Below are 20337 nucleotides of genomic sequence, written 5' to 3' on the forward strand. Positions count from 1 at the left end.
GAAGCACGGACATGCTGTTCCATTTCACTAAATGTGGTCTCAGGCCGCATCAACCGCCCTGGCATCTTTCGCGGTGCCGCGAGTGGCAAAGGCACAATCCACAGTGACTCGCCCTGCCATCACACCTGTTGCAGCGGCTACCATGCGAACCGTGTCGATCAGCAGCGCTACGCCCATGTTGAGAGCACCTCGCAGCATGTCCTGGCATGCGAGCGAGAGCTCAGCGACCCGGTCAAAACTCATAGCCGCTCTCTTTCCAAAAGCTGACCGAACCCCGGCAAGGCTTCGCCGATTCCAGCAAGCTGCATCGCACGGAAAGCCATTGCTTGATTAGACGTGATTACTGGTTTGCCCACTGCTTGCTCTAAATGGGCGATGATCTCGACGCTGCGCATGTCAGTGCAAGACAGCACAATCGCATCGGCCTCGGGATGGTTGGCGGCAAGGCCCAAATCGAACACTGCCTGCGGGTCCAGTTCGCCCTGTCCGTAGTTGTCCAAATCACTGTCCACCTCTGCGCGGATCAAGGTTTCAACACCCATTTGTGCCAAAAATCCGACGGCCATGTCATTGATCGCAGGCACATAGGGCGAGGCAAAGCCGATACGCCCCACCCCCAGTGTGGTCAGCGCGTGTACCAAAGCGCCTGCCGCCGTCACAGTTTGGGCACCACTCGTGGCTTTGATCCGTTCAGAAAGCCCTCGGTCAAATACCGGGCCGTGCGTAAGCGTAGCCGAGGTACAGCCATAAAGGATCACATCCGGACGTACACCCTGCAACAGATGCAGCGACTCGTCCAAATCCGCTGCGCCCAGCCCGTGCATCTGGTCTGCATCGGGGACCTTGTCCTGATCATAGCCCCCCATACGGGCGAAATGCATCGACACGCCATCGGGGCGCAACAGTGTCATGTCGGGTTCGAGATTTGTATTGGTGAAAGGCACCAGAACACCAAATCGGGCACGCCCACGAGAATTCGTCATGATAATCCCTCCTTTACCAGGCGCTCCAGAAGGCTCGCAGCAACGTCGATTTGATCCGCGACACCGATGGTTACACGTAGGCAATCGGCAAGCCCAGCTCCGGCTTGCGGGCGCAAAAACACGCCCTCTGCCCGAAGGGCATGATCGGCGTGGTGCGCCGCTTCAGGGCTTTCCATATGGATCAGGACGAAATTGGTAAAACTTTCAGGCACATTTAGCCCGGCCTGAAGCAGCCGTTGGCGCAATCCGTCGCGCAATCTCGCCGTTTCCCGACAGGTTTCGCGCATATATCCTTGATCCAAGAGCGCAGCTTTTGCAGCCGCCTGGCCGGCAATCGTGATGTTGTTGGGGTTCATCACCTTGCGAAGCTCTCGGGCGATTTCAAGTGGAAACAAGCCCCAACCTACGCGCATCCCGGCCAGACCATACGCCTTAGAGAAGGTACGCAGAACCACCGTATCGCCGCGTCCGACCAGATCGAACACGGGCTCTCTTATATGATCAGTGAACTCGCCATATGCTTCGTCGATCACCAGAAGGGTATCGCGCGGCAAGCCTTCGCGCAGACGTACCAGTTCGGCGCGCGGGATGCGGGAGCCAGTAGGATTGCCGGGATTGGCAACGAAGACGATACGGGTGTCGTCCCGGATAGCTGCAAGCAACGCATCGACTGAAACGCGCGTGTCTTCTTCCGGAGCGTCGTCATAGCGCGCTCGTGCTATCTGCGCGGCAGTTCGGAAAAACGGGTAGGCATGCGCCGGGGCCAGTACCGAATTGTGCTCATCCGCAAACGCTTGTGTGATGCATGAAATCAGCTCCATCGAGCCACAGCCACACAGGATGCCATCGGCAGGGATACCATGAAGCCTCGCCAACGCGGCGCGAAGCTCCCCCCAGTCTGGGTCGGGGTAGAGATTTCCGGCTTCCAGCGCTTTTGCGGCCGCGTCAATCGCGAGGGGACTGGGAGGGCGTAGGCTTTCATTTTGAGAGAGCGAAATCAGGGGCTTCCCCTTCGGTGCATCAAGCTGAGCCAGCGCATAAGGTGACATCGCGGATATATGCCCAACCGAACGGATCATGGTTTGTACCCATAGATATCGCGCGCAGCTTCTTGACTGATCAGTCCTTCGTCCAGATCGCGGCGAACGTCGTTCCGACTACGCTCATGCGGATCTCCAAAACCGCCACCACCCGGTGTTTCGAAAAGCAAGGTTTCTCCTGCCTTCACCCGAACCTCACCTTTTCCAGGCAGATCTGGTCCGTCATGGCCGATGCGGATGCGCCCCGGTGCGCCAGGACCCCCTCCCTGACGCCCGCGCGCAGGGTTTAAGACACGCTCGACCGAAAGAAACACCATGAATTCTTCGTCCTGCGACGAGCGTACTTCGATATGTTGACCTAAGCCGCCGCGTGTTCGCCCGGGTCCGCCGCTGTCCGGAATGAGCTCGCGCCGTGTGATCAGGACAGGCGCGACCGCTTCGGTCGTTTCCACCTGACTTCCCCAGACACCCGACGGAAAGGCGGTAGCCGAGAGCCCATCCAGATCAGGCCGCGCCCCGGTTCCACCGCTGAATACAAGCTCCAGCGCAAACTGCTCATCCCCGCGAGACACCGCCCCGGGTGTATGGCGCAGCGGCAGGTCATACATGCATGATGCCCCCTCGGCCGGGACAGAATCCGGCAGCGCCTGCGACAGGCAGCCATAGACCAAATCGGGTGTCATCTGCCCCAGTGTATGGCGCATGGCGACCGGTGCGGGTGCTTGGGCGTTCAGAATACAGTTCTTTGGCCCCGTAACGTGGAATGGCTCAAGCGAGCCCGCATTGTTGGGAATGTCCGGCCCGATAATACAGCGAAGGGCAAACACCGAATATGCGGTGGCGTAATTGAGCGGCACGTTGATACCCTTTTTTGACAGGCCGGAAGTGCCGCTGAAATCCAGATTAACGTAATCTTCACCGATGGTCAGGGTCGCATGAAGATCAATCTCCTGCTCATACCCGTCTACCTTCAGCACAGTGCGCCACGTCCCTTCGGGAAGCTCGGCAATGGCCTCAACGGTGCCACGATATGAAGTATCGATGATGTAGTCGGCTAGTTCGTCCAGATGGTCGATACCGAACTCATCCATCATGCCGGCAAGTCGCGCGGCACCAGTCTCGCAACACGCGATCAGCGCATAGATATCGCCTTCATTGGCGACGGGTTCGCGAGAGTTGGCTTTGACTATCTCCATCAGAAGTGTGTTTAGATTGCCCGTATCCACTAGCTTACAAGGAGGAATGAGCAGCCCCTCGTCATAGATGTCAGCGCCCTCTGGCCCCATGCCCAGCCCGCCCAGATCGACTAAATGCGAGGTGCAGGAGGTAAACCCGGCCACCTGATCCCGAAAAAACACCGGCATCATCAACAGGAAATCGTTTAGGTGCCCAGAGGCTATCCATGGATCATTCGTTAAGTAAATGTCGCCGGGCCTCATATCTTGAAGCTGAAAGCGGCCGCGCAGTGTTTTGACTGCTTCAGCCATGGTGTTGATATGACCAGGCGTGCCGGTCACGGCCTGTGCCAGCATTCGGCCCTGTAGATCGAATATGCCAGCGGAAATGTCACCGCATTCGCGCACGATGGGGCTGAAAGCTGCGCGTATCAGCGCCTGACCCTGTTCCTCTACCACGGCCAATAGCCGATTCCACATGACCTGCAGGCGAGTACTCGACGTGCTCATCGGTTGCCCTCCCGTTTGCGTATGAGCCAAATGTTGCCGCCGCCATCCAAATGGGCTGAGAAATCAGCGCTGACGAATGTCGTGGTTTGCGGCTCGATGATCAGGGCAGGCCCGCTCACTTGGTCGCCCGGCCTGAGCGCTGCACGCTCGTGGATATCGGCCTCGCGCCACTCACCGGTGACATCACACAGGATGCGCCGCTGCCCATCTGGCCGCGCAGGATTCTTCTCAAGCGTCTCGGGGTAATGCTCCAGCGCGGGCGGCTCTGACGTCACCTCCAGCGCCCAATTCAGAACCTCGATAGTCATGCCCGGCACTGCGCGGCTGAATTGGCGGCTGTATTCCTCCTCGAACGTCTTGCGAAGCGTAGCAATATCCGCCTCTTTCAAAGCCCAGTCAGGTAGCGCGATTTCAATCTCGTGCCCTTGCCCGTGATAGCGCATGAAAGCCTGCCTTTGCCGGGTTAGTCGCCCTTCTGGTGCGCCAGCCCTGACAACGGCCTCAGCCTCACTGATCATTGCGTCGAAGAAGGCATTAAGACCTTCAAGGTCGAGTGCCTCAAGAGTGCTATAGCGCGAGCGGATGATTTCAAACGAGACCGGAGCAAATAGGAACCCCACCGCCGAACCTACCCCTGGATCACGCGGGATCAGAATGCGGCTAACTTGTGCACGCCGCGCCACCCTTGTGGCGTGCAGGGGGCCATTGCCACCAAAAGCGATCATCAACCGAGCGCTCAGATCCTTGCCAGATTCCACCGCATGCATCCGCCCTGCGGCAGCCATGTTCTCATCCACGATCTCGCTGACCCCATGGGCGACCTGTGCGCTGTTTAGCTCCAGCGCCTGCCCGATCCCCGACGCAAGCGCAGTTTCAGCCGCGTCCGTATCGATCCCAAGCCGTCCCTGAGCAAAACGCCCGGGTTCAATCAGCCCCAGCACCACATCGGCATCTGTTACCGTCGGATTGGTTCCACCCTTGGCAAAGGCGGCGGGTCCGGGCTCGGATCCCGCACTTTCGGGCCCGACCTGCAAGCGGCCTAACCGATCCACATGCGCGATCGAACCGCCACCTGCTCCAATCTCGATCATTTCGATCACTGCAATGCGTACAGGCATACCTGAACCCTTGATGAAACGCGCCGCACGCGCGATTTCGAATTTTCGGGCTGTCTGCGGGCGATATTGGTCGATCAGGCACAGCTTGGCAGTCGTACCGCCCATATCGAAACTCAGCACTTCGCGCTCGCCGGTCTCGGCGGCGATGCGCGCAGCCAAGATGGCGCCCCCTGCAGGACCGGATTCTACAAGTCGGATCGGCAGGCGCGCGGCGGTCTGCATCGTGGTCATGCCCCCGCCCGCAGTCATCATCAAGATCGGGCATCGCAACCCCTCATCGCTAAACCGCGCTTGGAAATCAGCCAGGTAGCTTTCCAACTGAGGCTGGATATAAGCGTTGGCAATGGTGGTTGAGAGCCGGTCGAACTCGCGCGCCTCGGGGCTGACCTCGTGCGATAGCGAAATCGTTAGATCGGGTAGCGCCGCCAGCAGAAGTTCTCGCAGCCGCAGCTCATGTGTCGGGTTGGCATAGGCATGCATAAGGCAAATGGCCACGGCCTCAGCGCCGCAAGCAGAAAGCTCTTCAACCAGTCGGGAAACAGCCCCATCATCGAACGGCTGCAACTCCTGCCCGCGCGCGTCCATTCGGCCTTTAATCGTAAAGGCGCGCGCGCGCAGCACGATCAGATCAGGTTTAACAAGATTGATCTCATATTGGTTGTAGCGGCGCTCATAGGCGATCTCTAGAATGTCACGAAACCCTTCGCTCGTCACAGTCGCCACGACTGCTCCACGGCGCTCAATCAACGCATTGGTGGCCAGTGTCGTGCCATGGATAAAGCCGCTGATCTGAGGCCAGTCCGCCCCGGTTTTATCCAACACGTACTTAGCACCCGCAAGCGCCCCAAGTGTCGGGTTTTTCGGGGTGGTCGGTGTTTTGGCAGTAGCAAGGATATGACCTTGCTCATCGACCAAAACCGTATCGGTAAATGTACCGCCAATATCAACGGCAAGGCGCAACGCGTTCTTGTTGTGCATCTAGAAAAACCAGAAAATCAGGAGAGGCAGAAGAGATGAGGATGCCCGGTCCAGCAAAAGCCAAATCGGTTCATTACCAGTGTCAGTTTAGACGACCAGATCACAGCCGGTTTCCCGGCGTCCCAGTTTTGCAATCATGATTTGCGCCATGTTTGGCCGCTCTTGCTCTTTTCCATGCCCAAAACGCTGCCCGAGTACCGGACTGGCTGTCAACAAAAATGTGGACATGTCCCGCAAGCATGCGGGTGCGTCAGCCAGATTCGAACCGGCCTCAGCTAGACCAATAGGGCTATCCTTTAAGAAACGCGAAGATCGCGAAATCTGGATGAACGACCGTGCGCGTCAATTTGTATACCCCCCCGTTGGCTAGCGATCTTTCCTAATTGATGTGGTTCTAGACAAAGGAATGAGCTGCAGCGAACTTCTACCGATTTTGCATGCGCCTGAAACGTTGCATCGCGCGCTCACGTCGTCGGAAAGGAAGGTGTGAATTCTCGACGCGGTTGTTGAGCCACCTGCCCGTTTGCTGTTTTTTGAATGCACCCAGTTCTCTGAGCGCGGCTCTGTATGAGGCGAAGCGATCCGTGACGACGGTTTCCGCTTTGCCGTGTCGCTTCATTAACTTCTTGAGGAATTTCAGTGCAGCCTGCTTGTTTCGGCGTTTGGCGACAACGGCTTCCAGTACCTCGCCTTCGTGATCAACAGCCCGCCAAAGATAATGCCGCTTGCCATTCACCTTCACGAAAACCTCATCCACATGCCACTTCCATTTGGAGAATGCGCGCAGTTGTTGAACCCTCTTTCTTCGGATCTCAGAGTCAACCATCGGACCGAACCGGTTCCACCAATATCGGATAGTTTCGTGGCTCACGTCGATCCCGCGTTCGTGCAGCAGATCTTCGGCATTCCGAAGCGAGAGCGGGAAACGGATGTACAACATCACTGCAAGGCGGATGATCTCGGGACTGGTTTTGAAGTACTTGAAAGAGGCAAGTTTGGTCATGGGCAAAAGCTACGCAACGCCCCTACCCCCGCTCAAACAAAGTTCTTCTGACAAGACCCGGGCTAGTATGTGACCTCAGCCTCCGCCTTCGGCAACTTCAGGCTGACCTTTCCTTCGCTGAAGTTACTAAACGACAGATCCCAGCTCGTCCCTGGCCATACCAGTTGCAATTGCTTTGTTGCTGGTCGGTAGACAGCAGTATAGAGCGTCCCGAACCCCGAGCTGAATGCCGTGGAATAGAGAGGCGGACGCAGGAAAGCGTCGATAAACCGCTTTTCGCTTTCGGGGTGCTGGTTGAGACGGTTCAACAGGAACCGTTCCCGCTCGAGCGTAGCGGTAAAGCGTGCATGTTTCGACCATTCCACCTGGCCCTGGTGGTTGGTCGCCACCGGCACGTCAGAGATTTGCGGATGCCGGTCGGGGGCCAGAAACACCGTGCCATGATTGTACTTTGCGTCCAAAACGGTGACGTTATAGCTCATGTGGCAGGGAATACGACTTAGGCATTCAACCGCTTCAGCGGTTGTTTCGCAGGTTTGCAGAACATAGCGCAGGATCAGTGGAACGCCGAACCCCTCACCCACCTCGCGCCGTCCGCCAAATGTCAGCGACACCGTCAGACCGGCATCGTTTATCCCGTCGAGCAGGCCAAGTACGCCATCACTCATCCCGATCACGCCACGCTCACCCCAGCGGGTTCTAAGCAAGGCGGCATCGAAGGTCTTGGGGTGGTAATCATAGTTTCGCACCAGAATAGGTGTCTTGCCGCGCCAGACCGCCTGGCTGCACCCCGATAGGTATTTCGGCGGGCAGTAAAAACTGAGAAACCGCGCTTGGCTGTCGCTGCCGCCGACCAGTTCAACCACCTCTTCATACAGCGGCATGATCTCGGGCATATGCTGTTCCAGCGCGCGCAGACATTCGCGATAAGTGGGGCGGGCCGAATACCCCTCTTGCGCCCACCATTTGCGGTAAGCGGGCCAGTATTCGGCAAACAGCCCGGCCAGCTTGGGACCGGGCTGCGCCTCGTCGATAGAACGAAAAACAAGCGTCATAGGACTTTCTACATGATTTTGAACGCGGGGTCTTCCATCGGTTGCGCGGCGGGCAGAGGTTCAGCCGTATAAGCCGAAGTGATCCCATGGATCCACTTTTTCGACTTGTCAGTCAGTTTGAAACCTTTGGTCATCGACCGCCCGCGCGTCACCAGGATGCCCAGATCAGCCCCTTCATAGCGGTAATCTCCAACATTCGAGATACGCAGGAAAAACGCCTCATTCTCGCCCACGGCACGGCGGTGATAGTCGAACCGGTCAAACACCACACGCCCGTCTTCCAGCATCTTGTAGATCCCCGATTGCGGGGCCTGCGTGATGCGGTCGACACTGTCATCGGTATGTTTGATCACCATCTGTGACCAACTGTCGATCATGTCCGGGTCAGCCCAGCGGGCATTCAGTTCCTCGACATCCAGTTCGAACGGTTTCTTCGAAAACTCCAGCAGGTGGAACAGGAACAGCGGCGCATCGGCATGTGCAAAGGCCGCGTGGTTGGTCATCGAGCTGGCGCCGGTGATGCGCGGGTTCAGCTCACCCAGCCAAAGTTCATCGGTTTTCTTGTCGATCAGGAAGTCGAGTTCGAAATAGCCACGATAGCCGGATTTGCGCAGTTCTTCTCCGAACTGGAAGGTCAACTGCCGCGCCTGTTCGCGGGCCTTGGGTGGGAAGGCGGTCGAGAAAATCTCATTCCCGCACCAGCCTCCGCGATAGGGGGTGAGTTCCTTGAAGCCCACAAGCTCGGTCATCAGCGGGCCGACGATGGTGCCTTCGGACGTCGCGCAGGCCTCGATCGCCGCACCACGACAATCGATCCGTTTCATGATCTTGATTTCGCCTTCGCCGATGATCTCGTCTTTGTGTTTATTGAAATCGGCCTCTGACTTGATGAAAAACGTCGTGTGGCCGCTGTCGCCAAAGGCAGACTGCAGCACCAGATCGTTCCCCAAGCCGGCCTTGTCGCAGATCTTTTTAAGGTGATCGTAACTTTTAACCACGCTCAGCGTGTTGGGCACCGAAGGCACGCCCGCCTTGTTGCCGATGCGGACGGTTTCGATCTTGTTGTCGCATTTGGTGCGCAGCTTGGCTTTGGGGAACCAAAGCTGACCGCCCAGTTCCTTGACCAGCTTTTCGGTGGTTTCATCGAACATCAGGAAGACGAACTTGGGCTTGCCGCCGCGCCGTTTGACCAGATCAATGACTTCTTTGTGCTGTAGCAGATAGTTGTTGATGTCCTCGATGGACTGGAATTCGTCATGCGGCATTTCAGAAGGTACGAACACGTTCGGATGTCGCCCGTCAAAGCAATCCATGTAGCATATATAGGTGAAGTTCATCACCCACTCATCCAGCCCCAACAGGTTGAAATTGGTCGCTGACACGAAATAGATCGGGTCCTTGTTGGTATGAAAATACCGGCGGATTTCCGAGATGTTTTTCAGCACCTTCTTTGGCATATGGTCCTCCCAGTCCCTTATGATTTCTTAATTGTTTTCAAAGCGTCTTCGGTAAATATGCGCAGGCCCAGATCGGCGCGGAATCCATGGATTTCCGAGACGTCCAGTTCCTGCATGAATTTAAGGATTTCAGGACTGATCACCTGCCCCGGCACAAGAATGGGAAAGCCCGGCGGATAAGGGATCACAAATGTGGCCGAGACCATCTCTTCCCCTGTTTCAAGCCGGTCCAGCATGTCTTTGTCGGGCTCGACATAGTCGCAGTTGTCTTCGTCATAAGACAAGAAAAACGCTGTGCGGATGTCGCCTGCCTCAGTGCCTTTTTCACAGCGGAACGCATCGTGGAACCGGCTGAAATCGGGCAGCGGCGGGACGTGTTCGCTCAGGTTCCTGACGCGCTTCTCAAAGGCCCGTTTTTCCATCTTGGACGCATCGTCCATCAGATCGTCGAGTTCCTTGGCGATCTCGACCAGCACCTCGATCAGATAGGCGACCGAACTGCGCGTGGTACCAATATTGGTCATGAACAGCACGGTGTTGCGCGAGGTTTTGTTGATCTGGATGCCGTATTTGTCCATCAGGATCTTGGTCTTGAAGGTATCGCCATCCCAGCCGGTCGCGCCCACATGGAGCGTGATACGCGTGGCATCCAGAACGAACTCATCCTTTGCCCAGCAATCCCAGACATCGGCCCAGCCCTGATCCGGGTCGAAATAGCTGGTCATGCCGCTTTCGCGATATTGCTCGGGGATCATGTCGCCTGCGGTGACCAGCCGGAAGTATTTCTTGAGCAATGGATGCGTCGTCACCGCCCGGCGGATTGCCATGGCGCTTTCGACCTGCCGCTGGACGAACTCATACCCTTCGATCTCAACCTGCCTGCGGCCCACGTCCAGCGATGCAATGATCTGGTAGTTGGGTGAGGTTGAGGTGTGGGTCATATAAGCCTCATGAAAGGCTTCTTCGACAGCACCTTTGAACTGCTGGTCATTGACGTGGATCATTGAGCCCTGCCGCAAGGATGTCAGCGTCTTATGCGTTGATTGCGTCGCATAAACCCGGACCCGCGCATCGGGGGGCGCAATCAGGCGTGTGTTCAGCCATACCTCATCGTCAGCGCCTTCGAGAGTCGCCTGTTGCGCCTCATAAGCCTCCGCTTGTTTTGTCGAACGGAATTGTTCGCGCAGAATATTGGCCGACCGCATTGCGGTTCGTACACGTGAGTTGGGCGCAAATCTTGCATAGGCGAACCACGCTTCATCCCACAGGAACACGAGGTCTTTCTTGATCGCCAGACATTCCTGCATCACCCGCTGAACGTTATAGACGATGCCGTCAAAGGTGCAGTTGGTCAGCAGCACCATGCGCACGCGATCCAGCTTGCCCTCGGCACGCAAGGCCAGCAGTTTATGTTTGATTTCACGGATCGGCACCGCGCCGTACATCGAGTAGTCGTGCAGCGGGTAGCTGTCCATGTAGACCACGCTCGCCCCCGCCAGCACCATACCGTAATGGTGTGATTTATGGCAGTCACGGTCGACCAGCACGATGTCACCGGGCCGGACCAGCGCCTGCACCACGATCTTGTTGCAGGTCGATGTTCCGTTGGTGGCAAAGAAGGTCTGTTTAGAGCCAAACGCGCGAGCGGCGGCTTCTTGCGCCTCCTTTATCGGTCCTTTGGGTTCCAGCAGCGAATCCAGCCCGCCCGAGGTGGCAGAAGTTTCAGCCATGAAGATGTTCGATCCGTAGAAAGCCCCCATGTCTTGAATCCAATGGCTGCGGCTGATGGATTTACCCCGGCTGATCGGCATTGCGTGAAACACGCCTGTGGGCTGTTTGGAGTATTCCTTGAGCGCTGTGAAGAAGGGCGTCTTGTACCTTCGTTGCACCCCCCGCAGGATGTTCAGGTGCAGTTCCAGAAAGTCTTCCTGATTGTAGAACACCCGCCGGCACAGGCCCAGATCAAGACCGGCGATATCTTCCGCCGAGCGGTCAGTGATCAAATAGGCATCCAACTCGGGACGAAGCATACCGATCCGGCGGCAGGTTTCTGGTCCGTATTCCGAGGGCGACAGCGCATCAAGATCGGCGCCCTCGCCATAGAGGCTGATATAGCGGCCCAAAACATTGGTTTCGTTCTTGGATTTCAGGCTCAGGCCCGGGCGGACGATCACAGCCTGAACGTTCTGATTGAACAGAACCCCGATCAACGCGTCCTCGACACTAGGAACCACAACGGTTTCATATATGAACTGGTCTTCGCTGCGGCGCATCCGTTGCAAGCTGGTTTGCAGGAAGCGTTCCTGATGTTCGTTGACGTTGTCGACGATCATCACTTCGAAATAGGGCCGCCCCAGCGCGCGCGCCTCGTGGCTTTGGGCCGCTTCGTCCTCGAACTCATCGCCTTCGGTTTCATCCGCGATCAGGGGGATCGAGCGGCGACGATACGCCCCCGATGTAAGCGCACGCGACACCCGGCGCACGGCGGTTGAGAAATCGCCAAAGTTGCCATGATCCAACAACCGACGCAGGTAGTCGAAGGCCGACCCGCCTGGAAAAGCGAAATACACCTCGATCGGGGCCAGCGCCTGCAACAATTGCCGCGCGCGGTCTCGATCCTTGTCACTTGCACTTTGATCCAGAGATTCGGCCGTTTCCCGCAGCGCGCTCCATCGGTCTGCTCTCAGCTGTGAGGCGCTGTAGTAGTCCGAGATAGTGTGGAGCTTTTCGCTATCGGAAATGCCGTGCATGAAGTTTTTCCTTTCTGCCGATACCGAAAAGTTGGGCTGGTATCAGTCTGTGCCGGAGCGCCCTTTGTAGAGATACAGATTGTCGGGCTTGGTTGCGGCGTCTTCTTTATATCCCAGCGCCGTTCTGGGGTCGGATGCAGCGACACCCGCAACGTCGCCTTTTTGCGGAATACGCAGTGGGCCCAGCGTATGCAGATAAGCATCCGCCCCGCTGGTACGGTCATAAACCGGAAAGTCCGCCTCGCGGTCACGGAAACTCTTGAGAACCTGCCCCAGACCTTTCAGTCCAACTTCGCGTTGACGACGGACCTGATCCAGATCGATCTCGATGGGGAAGATGTCCTCTTGCCCTGCCGATTGGTGCAGCACAGTGGCCGAAGGATCAACGACCAGCGAGCGGCCTACGCCCCCAGCGGCCAAACCGTTCACGTCAAACACATAGCATTGGAATTGCGCCGCGGTTGCCTTGGCAATCGATAGCTCGGCCTCGCGGTCGGTTGTGCCAGTCAGGACCGGATGCAAAAGAACCTCAACCCCCTGAGAAGTCAGGTGCCGTGTTGTTTCGGGGAACCAGATATCATAGCAGATCGACAGGCCAAACCGGCCCACTTCCGGCACGTCGAATATGCAGAACTCGGTGCCTGAGGCGATGTTTTGTTCATAAGGCTTGAACGGGAACATCTTGGAGTATTTCGAAACGATCTCACCATCCGGGTTGATCACCACGGAAGTGTTATAGATTCGCCCATCCTCGCGTTTCTCGAACATCGAGCCAGGGATCAGCCAGATCCCGTAACGCCGCGCCGCGTCCTGAAAGCGCGACAGGTCGTCATTGGGAAAGGGTTGGGCAAACCGGTCAAGCGGACCATGAGGCGCCAGCTCGCTGAACAAGGCCATCTGGGTCCAGGGGAACCGAGCCATCATGATGTCGATCCGATGCAACATAGCGTCGACATTCGACTGCAGCGCGCCGACATGCATCTGGATTCCGGTTATCGCAAAGGGGGTCATATTTCGTTTCTTCTCATTTTCTCGCCGATTGCGACCGCCGCTATGATCCGGCGCTCTTCATCGGAACACAAAATCGTGTATTCACGCAAGCCTGCTGTCCTCAGGCCAATTGTTTTGGAAGATTCCGGCGTCATAGAGCCTCTTCCTCGGCTGCATCCTCTGTCAGTGTTTCCACAAAATCGATATCGTTGCGGACCCAGAAGAACCGAAAGCCACAACTGCGCAGCCATTTTTCAAGGCGGTCCAGGCTGGACCATTCCCGCCGAAGACCGCGGGTGGATTCGACCAACGCCCATTGGCTATCGACCAGAAAATACACCGTCCAGGTGTTGGGATGCGTCGAGTGGTTGGCAAAGCCGCCGCTGACCACCTCGCGCGCTGTGCGCACAGCGACAGGGTAATCTCCGATGCGGTTTTCAGCAGCAAGAATCGCCAGATCGTTTTGACGGATCGTGAAAGTCGGGAACGGGGCGACGCTCATGCAGCCTCGGTCTGTACGGCGTCGAGCAACGCCTTACGCCGTTCACTAATCTCCGCCGGTTTGAGGTTTTCGATACGGGTCGCAAGCGTCCAGACATGGCCGAAGGGATCGGCGATTGTAGAGCAGCGTTCACCCCAATAGGTATCGGTCGCCTCGGCAATCAGGCGGGCGCCATTTTCCAGCGCTGTCGCGAGGGTCGCGTCAGTGTCTTCGAGATACATGTGATGTCCAACCGGTGTGACCGTGCCCGAAACGGCGGGACCATGCGCACCCCAACCGGCGGTGACAAACAGCATCGAATTGCCAATCTTGATGGTGGCAAATCTCGGAGCCTCTTCCACGTCACAGGACTGAACCTTCGCACCAAAGGCGCTTTCGTAGAACTGCAGCGCTGCGGGTACGTCAACAACAGCAAGCGACGCGGTGCAGGTACGATAGCCACGGGGCAGAGTGGCAGGCTTCTTCATTATTCCGGTCCTCTCCGAATTGGGCGACGGTCGCCCTAAGTGACATGCAGGAATTTCCCGCACTATGCACCATACTGTGGCTCATTCCGGCGAGGCCTGCAACACTATGATGCATAGTGCTGATTTTTCACTCCAAATGCTCAGAAAGTTGGCGGTGTGCTGGCGCTGATGATCCGGCAGACTTCGGGGCCGACCTGCCGGAACCGGTGCGGCGTGCGACTGTTGAAGTAATAGGCATAGCCGGCCCCAGAACCTTGCGTTGATCGCCCACCGTCACCTCGACCCCGCCCGAGATCACGACGCCGGCCTCTTCCAACTCATGGCCATACATCGCCCGCCCTGTGTCGGCGCCAAAATCATAGGTCTCCTGCAAGATCATCATCGCGCGCGCATGCAGGTTCGATCCCACCTGCCGCAGCGACAGCCCGCCCCTGCCGATCTTGGTCAGTTCTTCAGCAGCGTAGAACACTGTCTGCTCACTTTCGATCTCGAACGAGAAAAAGTCCGACATGCTGATCGGGAGGTGCTGTCAGACGAATTTGAACCAGTCTCTGCTAGGCCAGTAGAGCTGCCCTTTATTCGGCACAAAGACCGCGCCACTCGGCGAGAGCGGCGGCGCGGGTCAGCTTGAAGGTGTCTCGGCTTGCTAGCGATCTTTCCTGGTCGAAGTGGTTGTATACGGAGGAATGGACGGAAGCGAATTTCTGCAAACTTCGCATGCGCCTGAAACGTTGCATGGCGCGTTCGCGTCGTCGAAACGGCAGGTGCGAGTTCTCGACGCGGTTGTTGAGCCACCTACCCGTCCTTTGTTTTTCGGTAGCGCCCAGCTCTCTGAGCGCGGCTCCCTATGAGGCGAAGCGATCCGTGACGACGGTTTCCGCTTTGCCGTGTGGCTTCATCAATTTCTTGAGGAATTTCAATGCGGCCTGCTTGTTTCGGTGTTTGGTGACAACGGCTTCCAGCACCTCGCCTTCGTGATCGACGGCCCGCTAAAGATAAAGACGCTTGCCGTTCACCTTCACGAAAACCTCGTCCACGTGCCACTTCCATTTGGAAAATGCTCTCAAGTGCTGAACACGCTTTCTTCGGATCTCAGAAGCAAACACTGGGCCAAACCTGTTCCACCAATACCGGACAGTTTCGTGACTCACGTCGATGCCTCGCTCGTGCAACAGATCTTCGACATTCCGAAGCGAGAGCGGGAACCGGATGTACAACATCACCGCAAGGCGGATGATCTCGGGGCTGGTTTCGAAGTACTTAAAAGAGGCAAGATTGGTTATGGGCAAAAGCTACGCAAGACCCCTGCCCGCCTCAAGCCAAGTTCTTCTGACAATACCTTGCCGTCAATTGATGTTCTGCAGGGACACAGCCTTTTTGACCTCTGGGCGAGAACTCAAGCCGGTTGAGATTCTTTTGGAATAATCGCCCCCGAATGCATCACGATCTGCGACGCGAGTGAATGCCCGTACTTCATGGCTACGCTAGTATCTCCGGTCTGCAGAAAACGGCCCAGAAAACCACCATTAAAACCATCTCCCGCCGCAGTTGTGTCGACCACTTTGTCCACCGCTTGGAACTGCTTATCTGGTTGCGGGCCTTTCAAGCATAGCGGACCTCGATGACCACGTTTCAGAGCCCCATTTTCGATACCATATGTCTGGAAGCGTTTGACAACCTGATGTTCTGAAATCTCGTCAAACAGGGTCAACTCATCATCCAACGAGGGCAAAGCAATGTCACATTGTCGCCAAGCAGCTTCGACCGCGGTCAAAGCAACGCTCTTTGATGGCCACAATGACCGGCGATAGTTGCTGTCGAAAACAAACTTTCCACCCATTGAGCGATAAGTTGGCAACCAATTTAGAAAGGCGTGACGGATTTTCTCATCTAGAATCGCAAGTGTGATTGCCGAGGCGTAGACAACGTCATATTTTTCGAGGGACTGAAATGGATGACGTTCATTCTGCTGAAAGAGCAGACGCGCGACGGATTGATGGCGCCAGTATTGGAAACTGCGCTCTCCGGATGGATCTGTTGCGATAGTATAGACACCGGGCAATCGACCTTCAATCCTTCCCAAATCGTTGATGCCAATTCCCTCCGCCTGAACAAATCGAGAGATTTCGTCAGAGAAGTGGTCGCTTCCCAGCAGACTGACAAGACTGACACTGTGTTTGGCAGGCAAGGTGCGGCGTAAATAGATCGCTGTGTTTAGCACGTCACCCGCAACTCCGATTCTGGCTGTACCGGGAATGGTAGTGGCAACCAGTTCCATCATGACTTCACCGATGCAGGCGACTTTCAAAGATTTCATTGGCCGTACTCCTTACCGGAACATTGCTTTGCATCAGTGATTGTGTCTGAGGGCGAACTTTCGTTCGATGTCCTGAAATTTAGGTGCCTGCCTCAGCACCATGCCTTCCGAAAAGGGTTGAACAGAGTCTCGGAACATTTGCTGCCATGGGGTTTGGCTTGCTGGGGCCTTGAAGCCTCCCGCGTTTTCCAGCGTCCTTCGTCGGTCAGCCAGTTCTTCATCGGCGATCAATACATTGACCGCCCGATTGTTCAGATCTACCCGCACCCGATCTCCGGTCTGCAATATTGCGAGACCACCGCCATCGGCTGCCTCGGGTGAAGCGTTCAGGATTGAAGCGGAACCGGATGTTCCCGATTGCCGTCCATCCCCGATACAGGGAAGGGAGTGAATACCTTGTTTGATGAGGTAGGACGGCGGTCGCATGTTTACCACTTCAGCACCGCCCGGATATCCAATAGGCCCTGCACCCCGCATCACCAGAATGCAATTTTCATCGATTTCAAGGTTCGGATCGTCGATGGTTTCGTGAAATACCTCTGGCCCGTCAAATACGACGGCGCGCCCTTCAAACGCATTCGGATCGTTTGGATCGCAGAGATAGCGCCGGCGAAAGGCATCACCGATGACCGAGGTTTTCATAATGGCGCTGTCAAACAGATTGCCCTTCAGATTGAGAAAACCGGCATCCTGCAAAAGAGGGTTTTCCACTGAGCGAATGACATCGGCGTCTGCGGCCTCAATCCCTGAGTTGTTTTGGGCGAGCGTCTTACCGTTGGCGCAGATCGCATCCGGATTCGGCAGCAATCCTGCGCGCATTAGCTCAGCGACAACAGCGGGCACACCACCAGCGCGGAAAAAGTCCTCACCCAGATACTGGCCTGAGGGCTGAATATTGGCCAATAGCGGAATGGCGTGACCCAGCCTTTCCCAATCCTCATTGGTCAACTCGATACACAGATGACGGGCAATTGCATTCAGGTGAATCGGCGCGTTGGTCGACCCCCCCAGCGCAGAGTTGATGACGATGGCATTCTCGAACGCTTCGCGGGTCATGATCTTGCTCGGACGCAAATCCTCTCGCACCATTTCGACAATGCGCAAACCAGTGTAGTAGGCCATTTGCCCACGTTCCCGATACGGCGCGGGTATGGCGGCACAACCCGGAAGTTGCATACCCAGCACCTCGGCGAGCGAGTTCATGGTGGATGCAGTTCCCATTGTATTGCAATAGCCAACCGAAGGGGCGGATGAGGCGGCAAGCACAAGAAACTCTTCTGCGTCGATTTCACCTGCCGCCAGTTGTTGCCGCGCCTGCCAGATAACACTTCCCGACCCGGCCCGTTCACCCTTGTACCACCCATTCAGCATTGGCCCGACTGACAGCGCGATCGCAGGAACATTTACGGTCGCCGCAGCCATTAACAGCGCAGGCGTTGTCTTGTCGCATCCAATGGTTAGCACAACCCCATCAATAGGATAGCCAAACAGTGTTTCCACTAGTCCCAGATATGCCAAGTTCCGGTCCAGCATGGCGGTTGGGCGTTTTCCGGTCTCCTGAATCGGATGCACCGGAACTTCCAGCGCAATACCGCCAGCGGTTCGAATGGCCTCGCGCGTGCGCTGCGCGAGCTCAAGATGATGACGGTTGCAGGGTGAAAGGTCGCTGCCGGTCTGGGCGATCGCGATGATCGGTTTGTCGGACCTCAATTCTTCCAGTGTCAGCCCGTAATTCAGGTATCGCTCCAGATAAAGAGCCGTCATCTCGGGATCATCGGGATTGTTGAACCACTCACGCGAGCGAAGCTTGGTCATGTCACCGCCCCACCCATGCGCCGTCATTGGCGGACGAAGATTGGGCCGCCGCTATAAACCACATCCCGTCCAGACCGTCCTGCAAATTCGGGATCAGCGCATTATCGGTGCCCGAGGAAATCACATCGGCGATGTCATTGTAGAGCGTTGCAAAACCTTCCAAATACCCTTCAGGATGTCCTGGCGGGATGCGGGTCCAATCCGGGCCCGTTCCGGCCCCACCCCGGGTCAGGATCTGTTTCGGTTCGCCAAAGCGCGTGTAGCTCATATGGTTGGGGTTCTCCTGTGCCCATTCGAGCCCACCTTTGTCGCCATAGATGCGCAGGCGCAGACCGTTTTCGCAGCCCACCGCCACCTGACTGGCCCAAAGCATTCCCCGCGCGCCGCCTTCGTATCGCAGCAGGATATGTGCATTGTCGTCCACCTTTCGGCCAGCGCCAAAGCTTTGCAGATCCGCAGACAGCACCTGAACCTTTTGTCCGGTAACAAAATTGGCCAGATTGAACGCATGAGTACCGATGTCACCAATTGCTCCAGCCCCGGATCGGGTCGGATCGGTGCGCCAACCGGCCTGCTTGTGACCGTCCTGTTCCAGCGGTTCGGTCAACCAGTCTTGCGCATATTCCGCCTGTACCAACCTGATTTGCCCCAAATCACTGCGCGCAACCATGGCGCGGGCCTGCCGGATCAGCGGGTAACCAGTGTAGTTGTGGGTCAGAAAGAACCGGGCCTTGCTGGTTTCGGCCGCAGCCTTAATCGCATCAGCTTCCTCGTTGCTGGCAGCAAGAGGTTTGTCGCAAATCACGTGGATACCCGCATTCAGAAACGCAGCGCTGGGACCAGCATGCATGTGGTTGGGGGTCACGATGGCAACCGCATCAATCCCATCCGGGCGGGCAGCCTCGGCCGTTGCCATATCCTCGTAAGAGGCATAAGACCGGCTCGATGCGATCCCAAGTTCAGCGGCACTGGCCGCCGCCCGATCCGGGTCCGAGGACAGAGCCCCAGCAACAAGTTCAAACCGACCGTCAATACGGGACGCAATACGGTGCACCGCGCCGATAAAAGCCCCCTGCCCGCCGCCAACCATGCCCAGTTTCAAACGTGTCATAGCCCCAGCATCCCCTTGATCATTGCCTCATCCCGCTCGCCACCGGCGAAGTCGTCAAAGGCTTTCTGTGTGACCTCGATCAGGTGTTTCTTAATAAACGGCGCGCCCTCGGCCGCGCCCTGTTTGGGGGATTTAATGCAGCATTCCCATTCCAGAACCGCCCAGCCGTCATAGCCGTATTGGGTCAGTTTCGAGAAGATCCCGGCGAAATCCACCTGGCCGTCGCCAAGCGATCGGAACCGGCCGGCGCGGTTTACCCATCCCTGATAGCCAGAATACACACCTTGCCGCCCGTCCGGATTGAACTCGGCGTCTTTAACATGAAATGCGTTGATGCGGTCATGGTAGAGATCGATGAACGCCAGATAATCCAACTGCTGCAACAGGAAATGGCTCGGATCATAGTTGATCATCGCCGCCTCGTGTCCACCGCAGGCATCGACAAACATCTCAAACGTTGCGCCGTCAAACACATCCTCGCCCGGATGGATTTCGAATCCTATGTCCTGCCCGTGATCAGAATAGTGGTTCAGGATCGGGGTCCACCGGCGGCCAAGCTCGGCAAAGGCTTCCTCGATCAGCCCGTCGGGCCGCTGTGGCCACGGGTATAGAAACGGAAAAGCCAAAGAGCCGGTAAAGCTGACAGTATGATTGAGGCCGAGCCGCTCGCTCGCAATCGCAGCTTTTTTCATCTGGTCCACCGCCCATGCCTGACGCTTGGCCGGGTTACCGCGACAGTCTTCCGGTGCGAAGGCATCAAAGGCTGCGTCATAGGCCGGGTTTACCGCGACCAATTGGCCTTGCAGATGGGTCGACAGTTCGGTGATCTCGACCCCGGCATCCGCGCAAATGCCTTTGACTTCATCGCAATAGGTCTGGCTGTCCGCTGCCTTGTCCAAATCAAAAAGACGCGCCTCAAAGGTCGGTATCTGAACCCCTTTGTATCCAAGCCCGGCGGCCCAGGCTGCGATTTCAGCAAGTGAGTTGAATGGCGCGTCATCCGCCGCGAATTGCGCCAGAAACAGAGCTGGCCCTTTGATCTGAGTGCTCAAGTCGGTCTCCTTGA

17 protein-coding genes and 2 pseudogenes are annotated in these 20337 nt (G+C 56.8%); all 19 read right to left on the reverse strand.

Features of this window, described 5'->3' with window-relative positions; genetic code table 11:
- Positions 1-39: 39 nt before the first annotated feature.
- Positions 40-243: a hypothetical protein gene (locus tag AC2FI7_RS07450; RefSeq protein ID WP_010442666.1), complete on the reverse strand. Its 204-nt coding sequence runs from the start codon at positions 241-243 to the stop codon at positions 40-42.
- Positions 240-983 (reverse strand): maleate cis-trans isomerase family protein, encoded by a 744-nt coding sequence (locus AC2FI7_RS07455; protein WP_010442667.1) that lies wholly within the window; start codon positions 981-983, stop codon positions 240-242. Before AC2FI7_RS07455 ends, AC2FI7_RS07450 begins: the two co-directional genes overlap by 4 nt.
- The gene (locus AC2FI7_RS07460; RefSeq protein ID WP_496815661.1) at positions 980-2062 is read right to left on the reverse strand and encodes a pyridoxal phosphate-dependent aminotransferase; all 1083 of its coding nucleotides are present in this window, start codon (positions 2060-2062) and stop codon (positions 980-982) included. The genes AC2FI7_RS07455 and AC2FI7_RS07460 overlap by 4 nt, the downstream gene beginning before the upstream one ends.
- Complete coding sequence (locus AC2FI7_RS07465; protein WP_496815660.1) at positions 2059-3708, reverse strand: hydantoinase B/oxoprolinase family protein; 1650 nt, start codon at positions 3706-3708, stop codon at positions 2059-2061. Before AC2FI7_RS07465 ends, AC2FI7_RS07460 begins: the two co-directional genes overlap by 4 nt.
- Entirely contained in the window at positions 3705-5804 is a 2100-nt protein-coding gene (locus AC2FI7_RS07470; protein ID WP_496815659.1) for a hydantoinase/oxoprolinase family protein, read from the reverse strand. The genes AC2FI7_RS07465 and AC2FI7_RS07470 overlap by 4 nt, the downstream gene beginning before the upstream one ends.
- Before the next feature lie 87 nt (positions 5805-5891).
- Complete coding sequence (locus AC2FI7_RS07475; RefSeq protein WP_010442671.1) at positions 5892-6032, reverse strand: hypothetical protein; 141 nt, start codon at positions 6030-6032, stop codon at positions 5892-5894.
- A gap of 199 nt (positions 6033-6231) precedes the next feature.
- Positions 6232-6807 (reverse strand): annotated as a pseudogene (locus tag AC2FI7_RS07480) (IS6 family transposase); the annotation flags it as partial.
- Positions 6808-6869: 62 nt separating this feature from the next.
- Positions 6870-7862: a C45 family autoproteolytic acyltransferase/hydrolase gene (locus AC2FI7_RS07485; RefSeq protein ID WP_010442673.1), complete on the reverse strand. Its 993-nt coding sequence runs from the start codon at positions 7860-7862 to the stop codon at positions 6870-6872.
- 8 nt (positions 7863-7870) lie between these two features.
- Positions 7871-9319 (reverse strand): biotin carboxylase, encoded by a 1449-nt coding sequence (locus AC2FI7_RS07490; RefSeq protein ID WP_010442674.1) that lies wholly within the window; start codon positions 9317-9319, stop codon positions 7871-7873.
- 17 nt (positions 9320-9336) lie between these two features.
- On the reverse strand, positions 9337-12069 hold the full coding sequence (locus AC2FI7_RS07495; RefSeq protein WP_010442675.1) for an aminotransferase class I/II-fold pyridoxal phosphate-dependent enzyme: 2733 nt from the start codon (positions 12067-12069) through the stop codon (positions 9337-9339).
- Between the two features lie 42 nt (positions 12070-12111).
- Positions 12112-13080, reverse strand: a complete 969-nt coding sequence (locus AC2FI7_RS07500) for a carbon-nitrogen hydrolase family protein (RefSeq protein ID WP_010442676.1) — start codon at positions 13078-13080, stop codon at positions 12112-12114.
- Positions 13081-13210: 130 nt separating this feature from the next.
- Complete coding sequence (locus AC2FI7_RS07505) at positions 13211-13561, reverse strand: hypothetical protein (RefSeq protein ID WP_010442678.1); 351 nt, start codon at positions 13559-13561, stop codon at positions 13211-13213.
- A complete protein-coding gene (locus AC2FI7_RS07510; RefSeq protein ID WP_010442679.1) occupies positions 13558-14028 on the reverse strand; it encodes a VOC family protein in 471 nt (156 codons plus the stop codon). Before AC2FI7_RS07510 ends, AC2FI7_RS07505 begins: the two co-directional genes overlap by 4 nt.
- 127 nt (positions 14029-14155) lie before the next feature.
- Positions 14156-14539 carry a cupin domain-containing protein gene (locus tag AC2FI7_RS07515; RefSeq protein ID WP_010442680.1) on the reverse strand — a complete coding sequence of 128 codons (384 nt, stop codon included), beginning with the start codon at positions 14537-14539 and terminating at the stop codon, positions 14156-14158.
- 64 nt (positions 14540-14603) lie between these two features.
- Positions 14604-15248: pseudogene (locus tag AC2FI7_RS07520) on the reverse strand (IS6 family transposase).
- Between the two features lie 176 nt (positions 15249-15424).
- Complete coding sequence (locus AC2FI7_RS07525) at positions 15425-16345, reverse strand: sugar kinase (protein ID WP_010442683.1); 921 nt, start codon at positions 16343-16345, stop codon at positions 15425-15427.
- Positions 16346-16378: 33 nt separating this feature from the next.
- On the reverse strand, positions 16379-18187 hold the full coding sequence (locus AC2FI7_RS07530) for an IlvD/Edd family dehydratase (RefSeq protein ID WP_010442684.1): 1809 nt from the start codon (positions 18185-18187) through the stop codon (positions 16379-16381).
- Entirely contained in the window at positions 18162-19271 is a 1110-nt protein-coding gene (locus tag AC2FI7_RS07535; RefSeq protein WP_010442685.1) for a Gfo/Idh/MocA family protein, read from the reverse strand. The genes AC2FI7_RS07530 and AC2FI7_RS07535 overlap by 26 nt, the downstream gene beginning before the upstream one ends.
- On the reverse strand, positions 19268-20323 hold the full coding sequence (locus AC2FI7_RS07540; RefSeq protein WP_496815658.1) for a sugar phosphate isomerase/epimerase family protein: 1056 nt from the start codon (positions 20321-20323) through the stop codon (positions 19268-19270). The genes AC2FI7_RS07535 and AC2FI7_RS07540 overlap by 4 nt, the downstream gene beginning before the upstream one ends.
- Between the last annotated feature and the right edge of the window lie 14 nt (positions 20324-20337).

Source organism: Ruegeria sp. YTSA064, from assembly GCF_059610325.1.

Excerpts from the sequence above, each read along its gene's own strand:
- AC2FI7_RS07530 (WP_010442684.1), bottom strand. The coding sequence starts at position 18,187 with ATGACGGCGCATGGGTGGGGCGGTGACATGACCAAGCTTCGCTCGCGT.
- AC2FI7_RS07470 (WP_496815659.1), bottom strand. The coding sequence starts at position 5,804 with ATGCACAACAAGAACGCGTTGCGCCTTGCCGTTGATATTGGCGGTACA.
- AC2FI7_RS07535 (WP_010442685.1), bottom strand. The coding sequence starts at position 19,271 with ATGACACGTTTGAAACTGGGCATGGTTGGCGGCGGGCAGGGGGCTTTT.
- AC2FI7_RS07490 (WP_010442674.1), bottom strand. The coding sequence starts at position 9,319 with ATGCCAAAGAAGGTGCTGAAAAACATCTCGGAAATCCGCCGGTATTTT.
- AC2FI7_RS07515 (WP_010442680.1), bottom strand. The coding sequence starts at position 14,539 with ATGTCGGACTTTTTCTCGTTCGAGATCGAAAGTGAGCAGACAGTGTTC.
- AC2FI7_RS07510 (WP_010442679.1), bottom strand. The coding sequence starts at position 14,028 with ATGAAGAAGCCTGCCACTCTGCCCCGTGGCTATCGTACCTGCACCGCG.
- AC2FI7_RS07495 (WP_010442675.1), bottom strand. The coding sequence starts at position 12,069 with ATGCACGGCATTTCCGATAGCGAAAAGCTCCACACTATCTCGGACTAC.
- AC2FI7_RS07505 (WP_010442678.1), bottom strand. The coding sequence starts at position 13,561 with ATGAGCGTCGCCCCGTTCCCGACTTTCACGATCCGTCAAAACGATCTG.
- AC2FI7_RS07525 (WP_010442683.1), bottom strand. The coding sequence starts at position 16,345 with ATGAAATCTTTGAAAGTCGCCTGCATCGGTGAAGTCATGATGGAACTG.
- AC2FI7_RS07485 (WP_010442673.1), bottom strand. The coding sequence starts at position 7,862 with ATGACGCTTGTTTTTCGTTCTATCGACGAGGCGCAGCCCGGTCCCAAG.
- AC2FI7_RS07465 (WP_496815660.1), bottom strand. The coding sequence starts at position 3,708 with ATGAGCACGTCGAGTACTCGCCTGCAGGTCATGTGGAATCGGCTATTG.
- AC2FI7_RS07450 (WP_010442666.1), bottom strand. The coding sequence starts at position 243 with ATGAGTTTTGACCGGGTCGCTGAGCTCTCGCTCGCATGCCAGGACATG.
- AC2FI7_RS07460 (WP_496815661.1), bottom strand. The coding sequence starts at position 2,062 with ATGATCCGTTCGGTTGGGCATATATCCGCGATGTCACCTTATGCGCTG.
- AC2FI7_RS07475 (WP_010442671.1), bottom strand. The coding sequence starts at position 6,032 with ATGTCCACATTTTTGTTGACAGCCAGTCCGGTACTCGGGCAGCGTTTT.
- AC2FI7_RS07500 (WP_010442676.1), bottom strand. The coding sequence starts at position 13,080 with ATGACCCCCTTTGCGATAACCGGAATCCAGATGCATGTCGGCGCGCTG.
- AC2FI7_RS07455 (WP_010442667.1), bottom strand. The coding sequence starts at position 983 with ATGACGAATTCTCGTGGGCGTGCCCGATTTGGTGTTCTGGTGCCTTTC.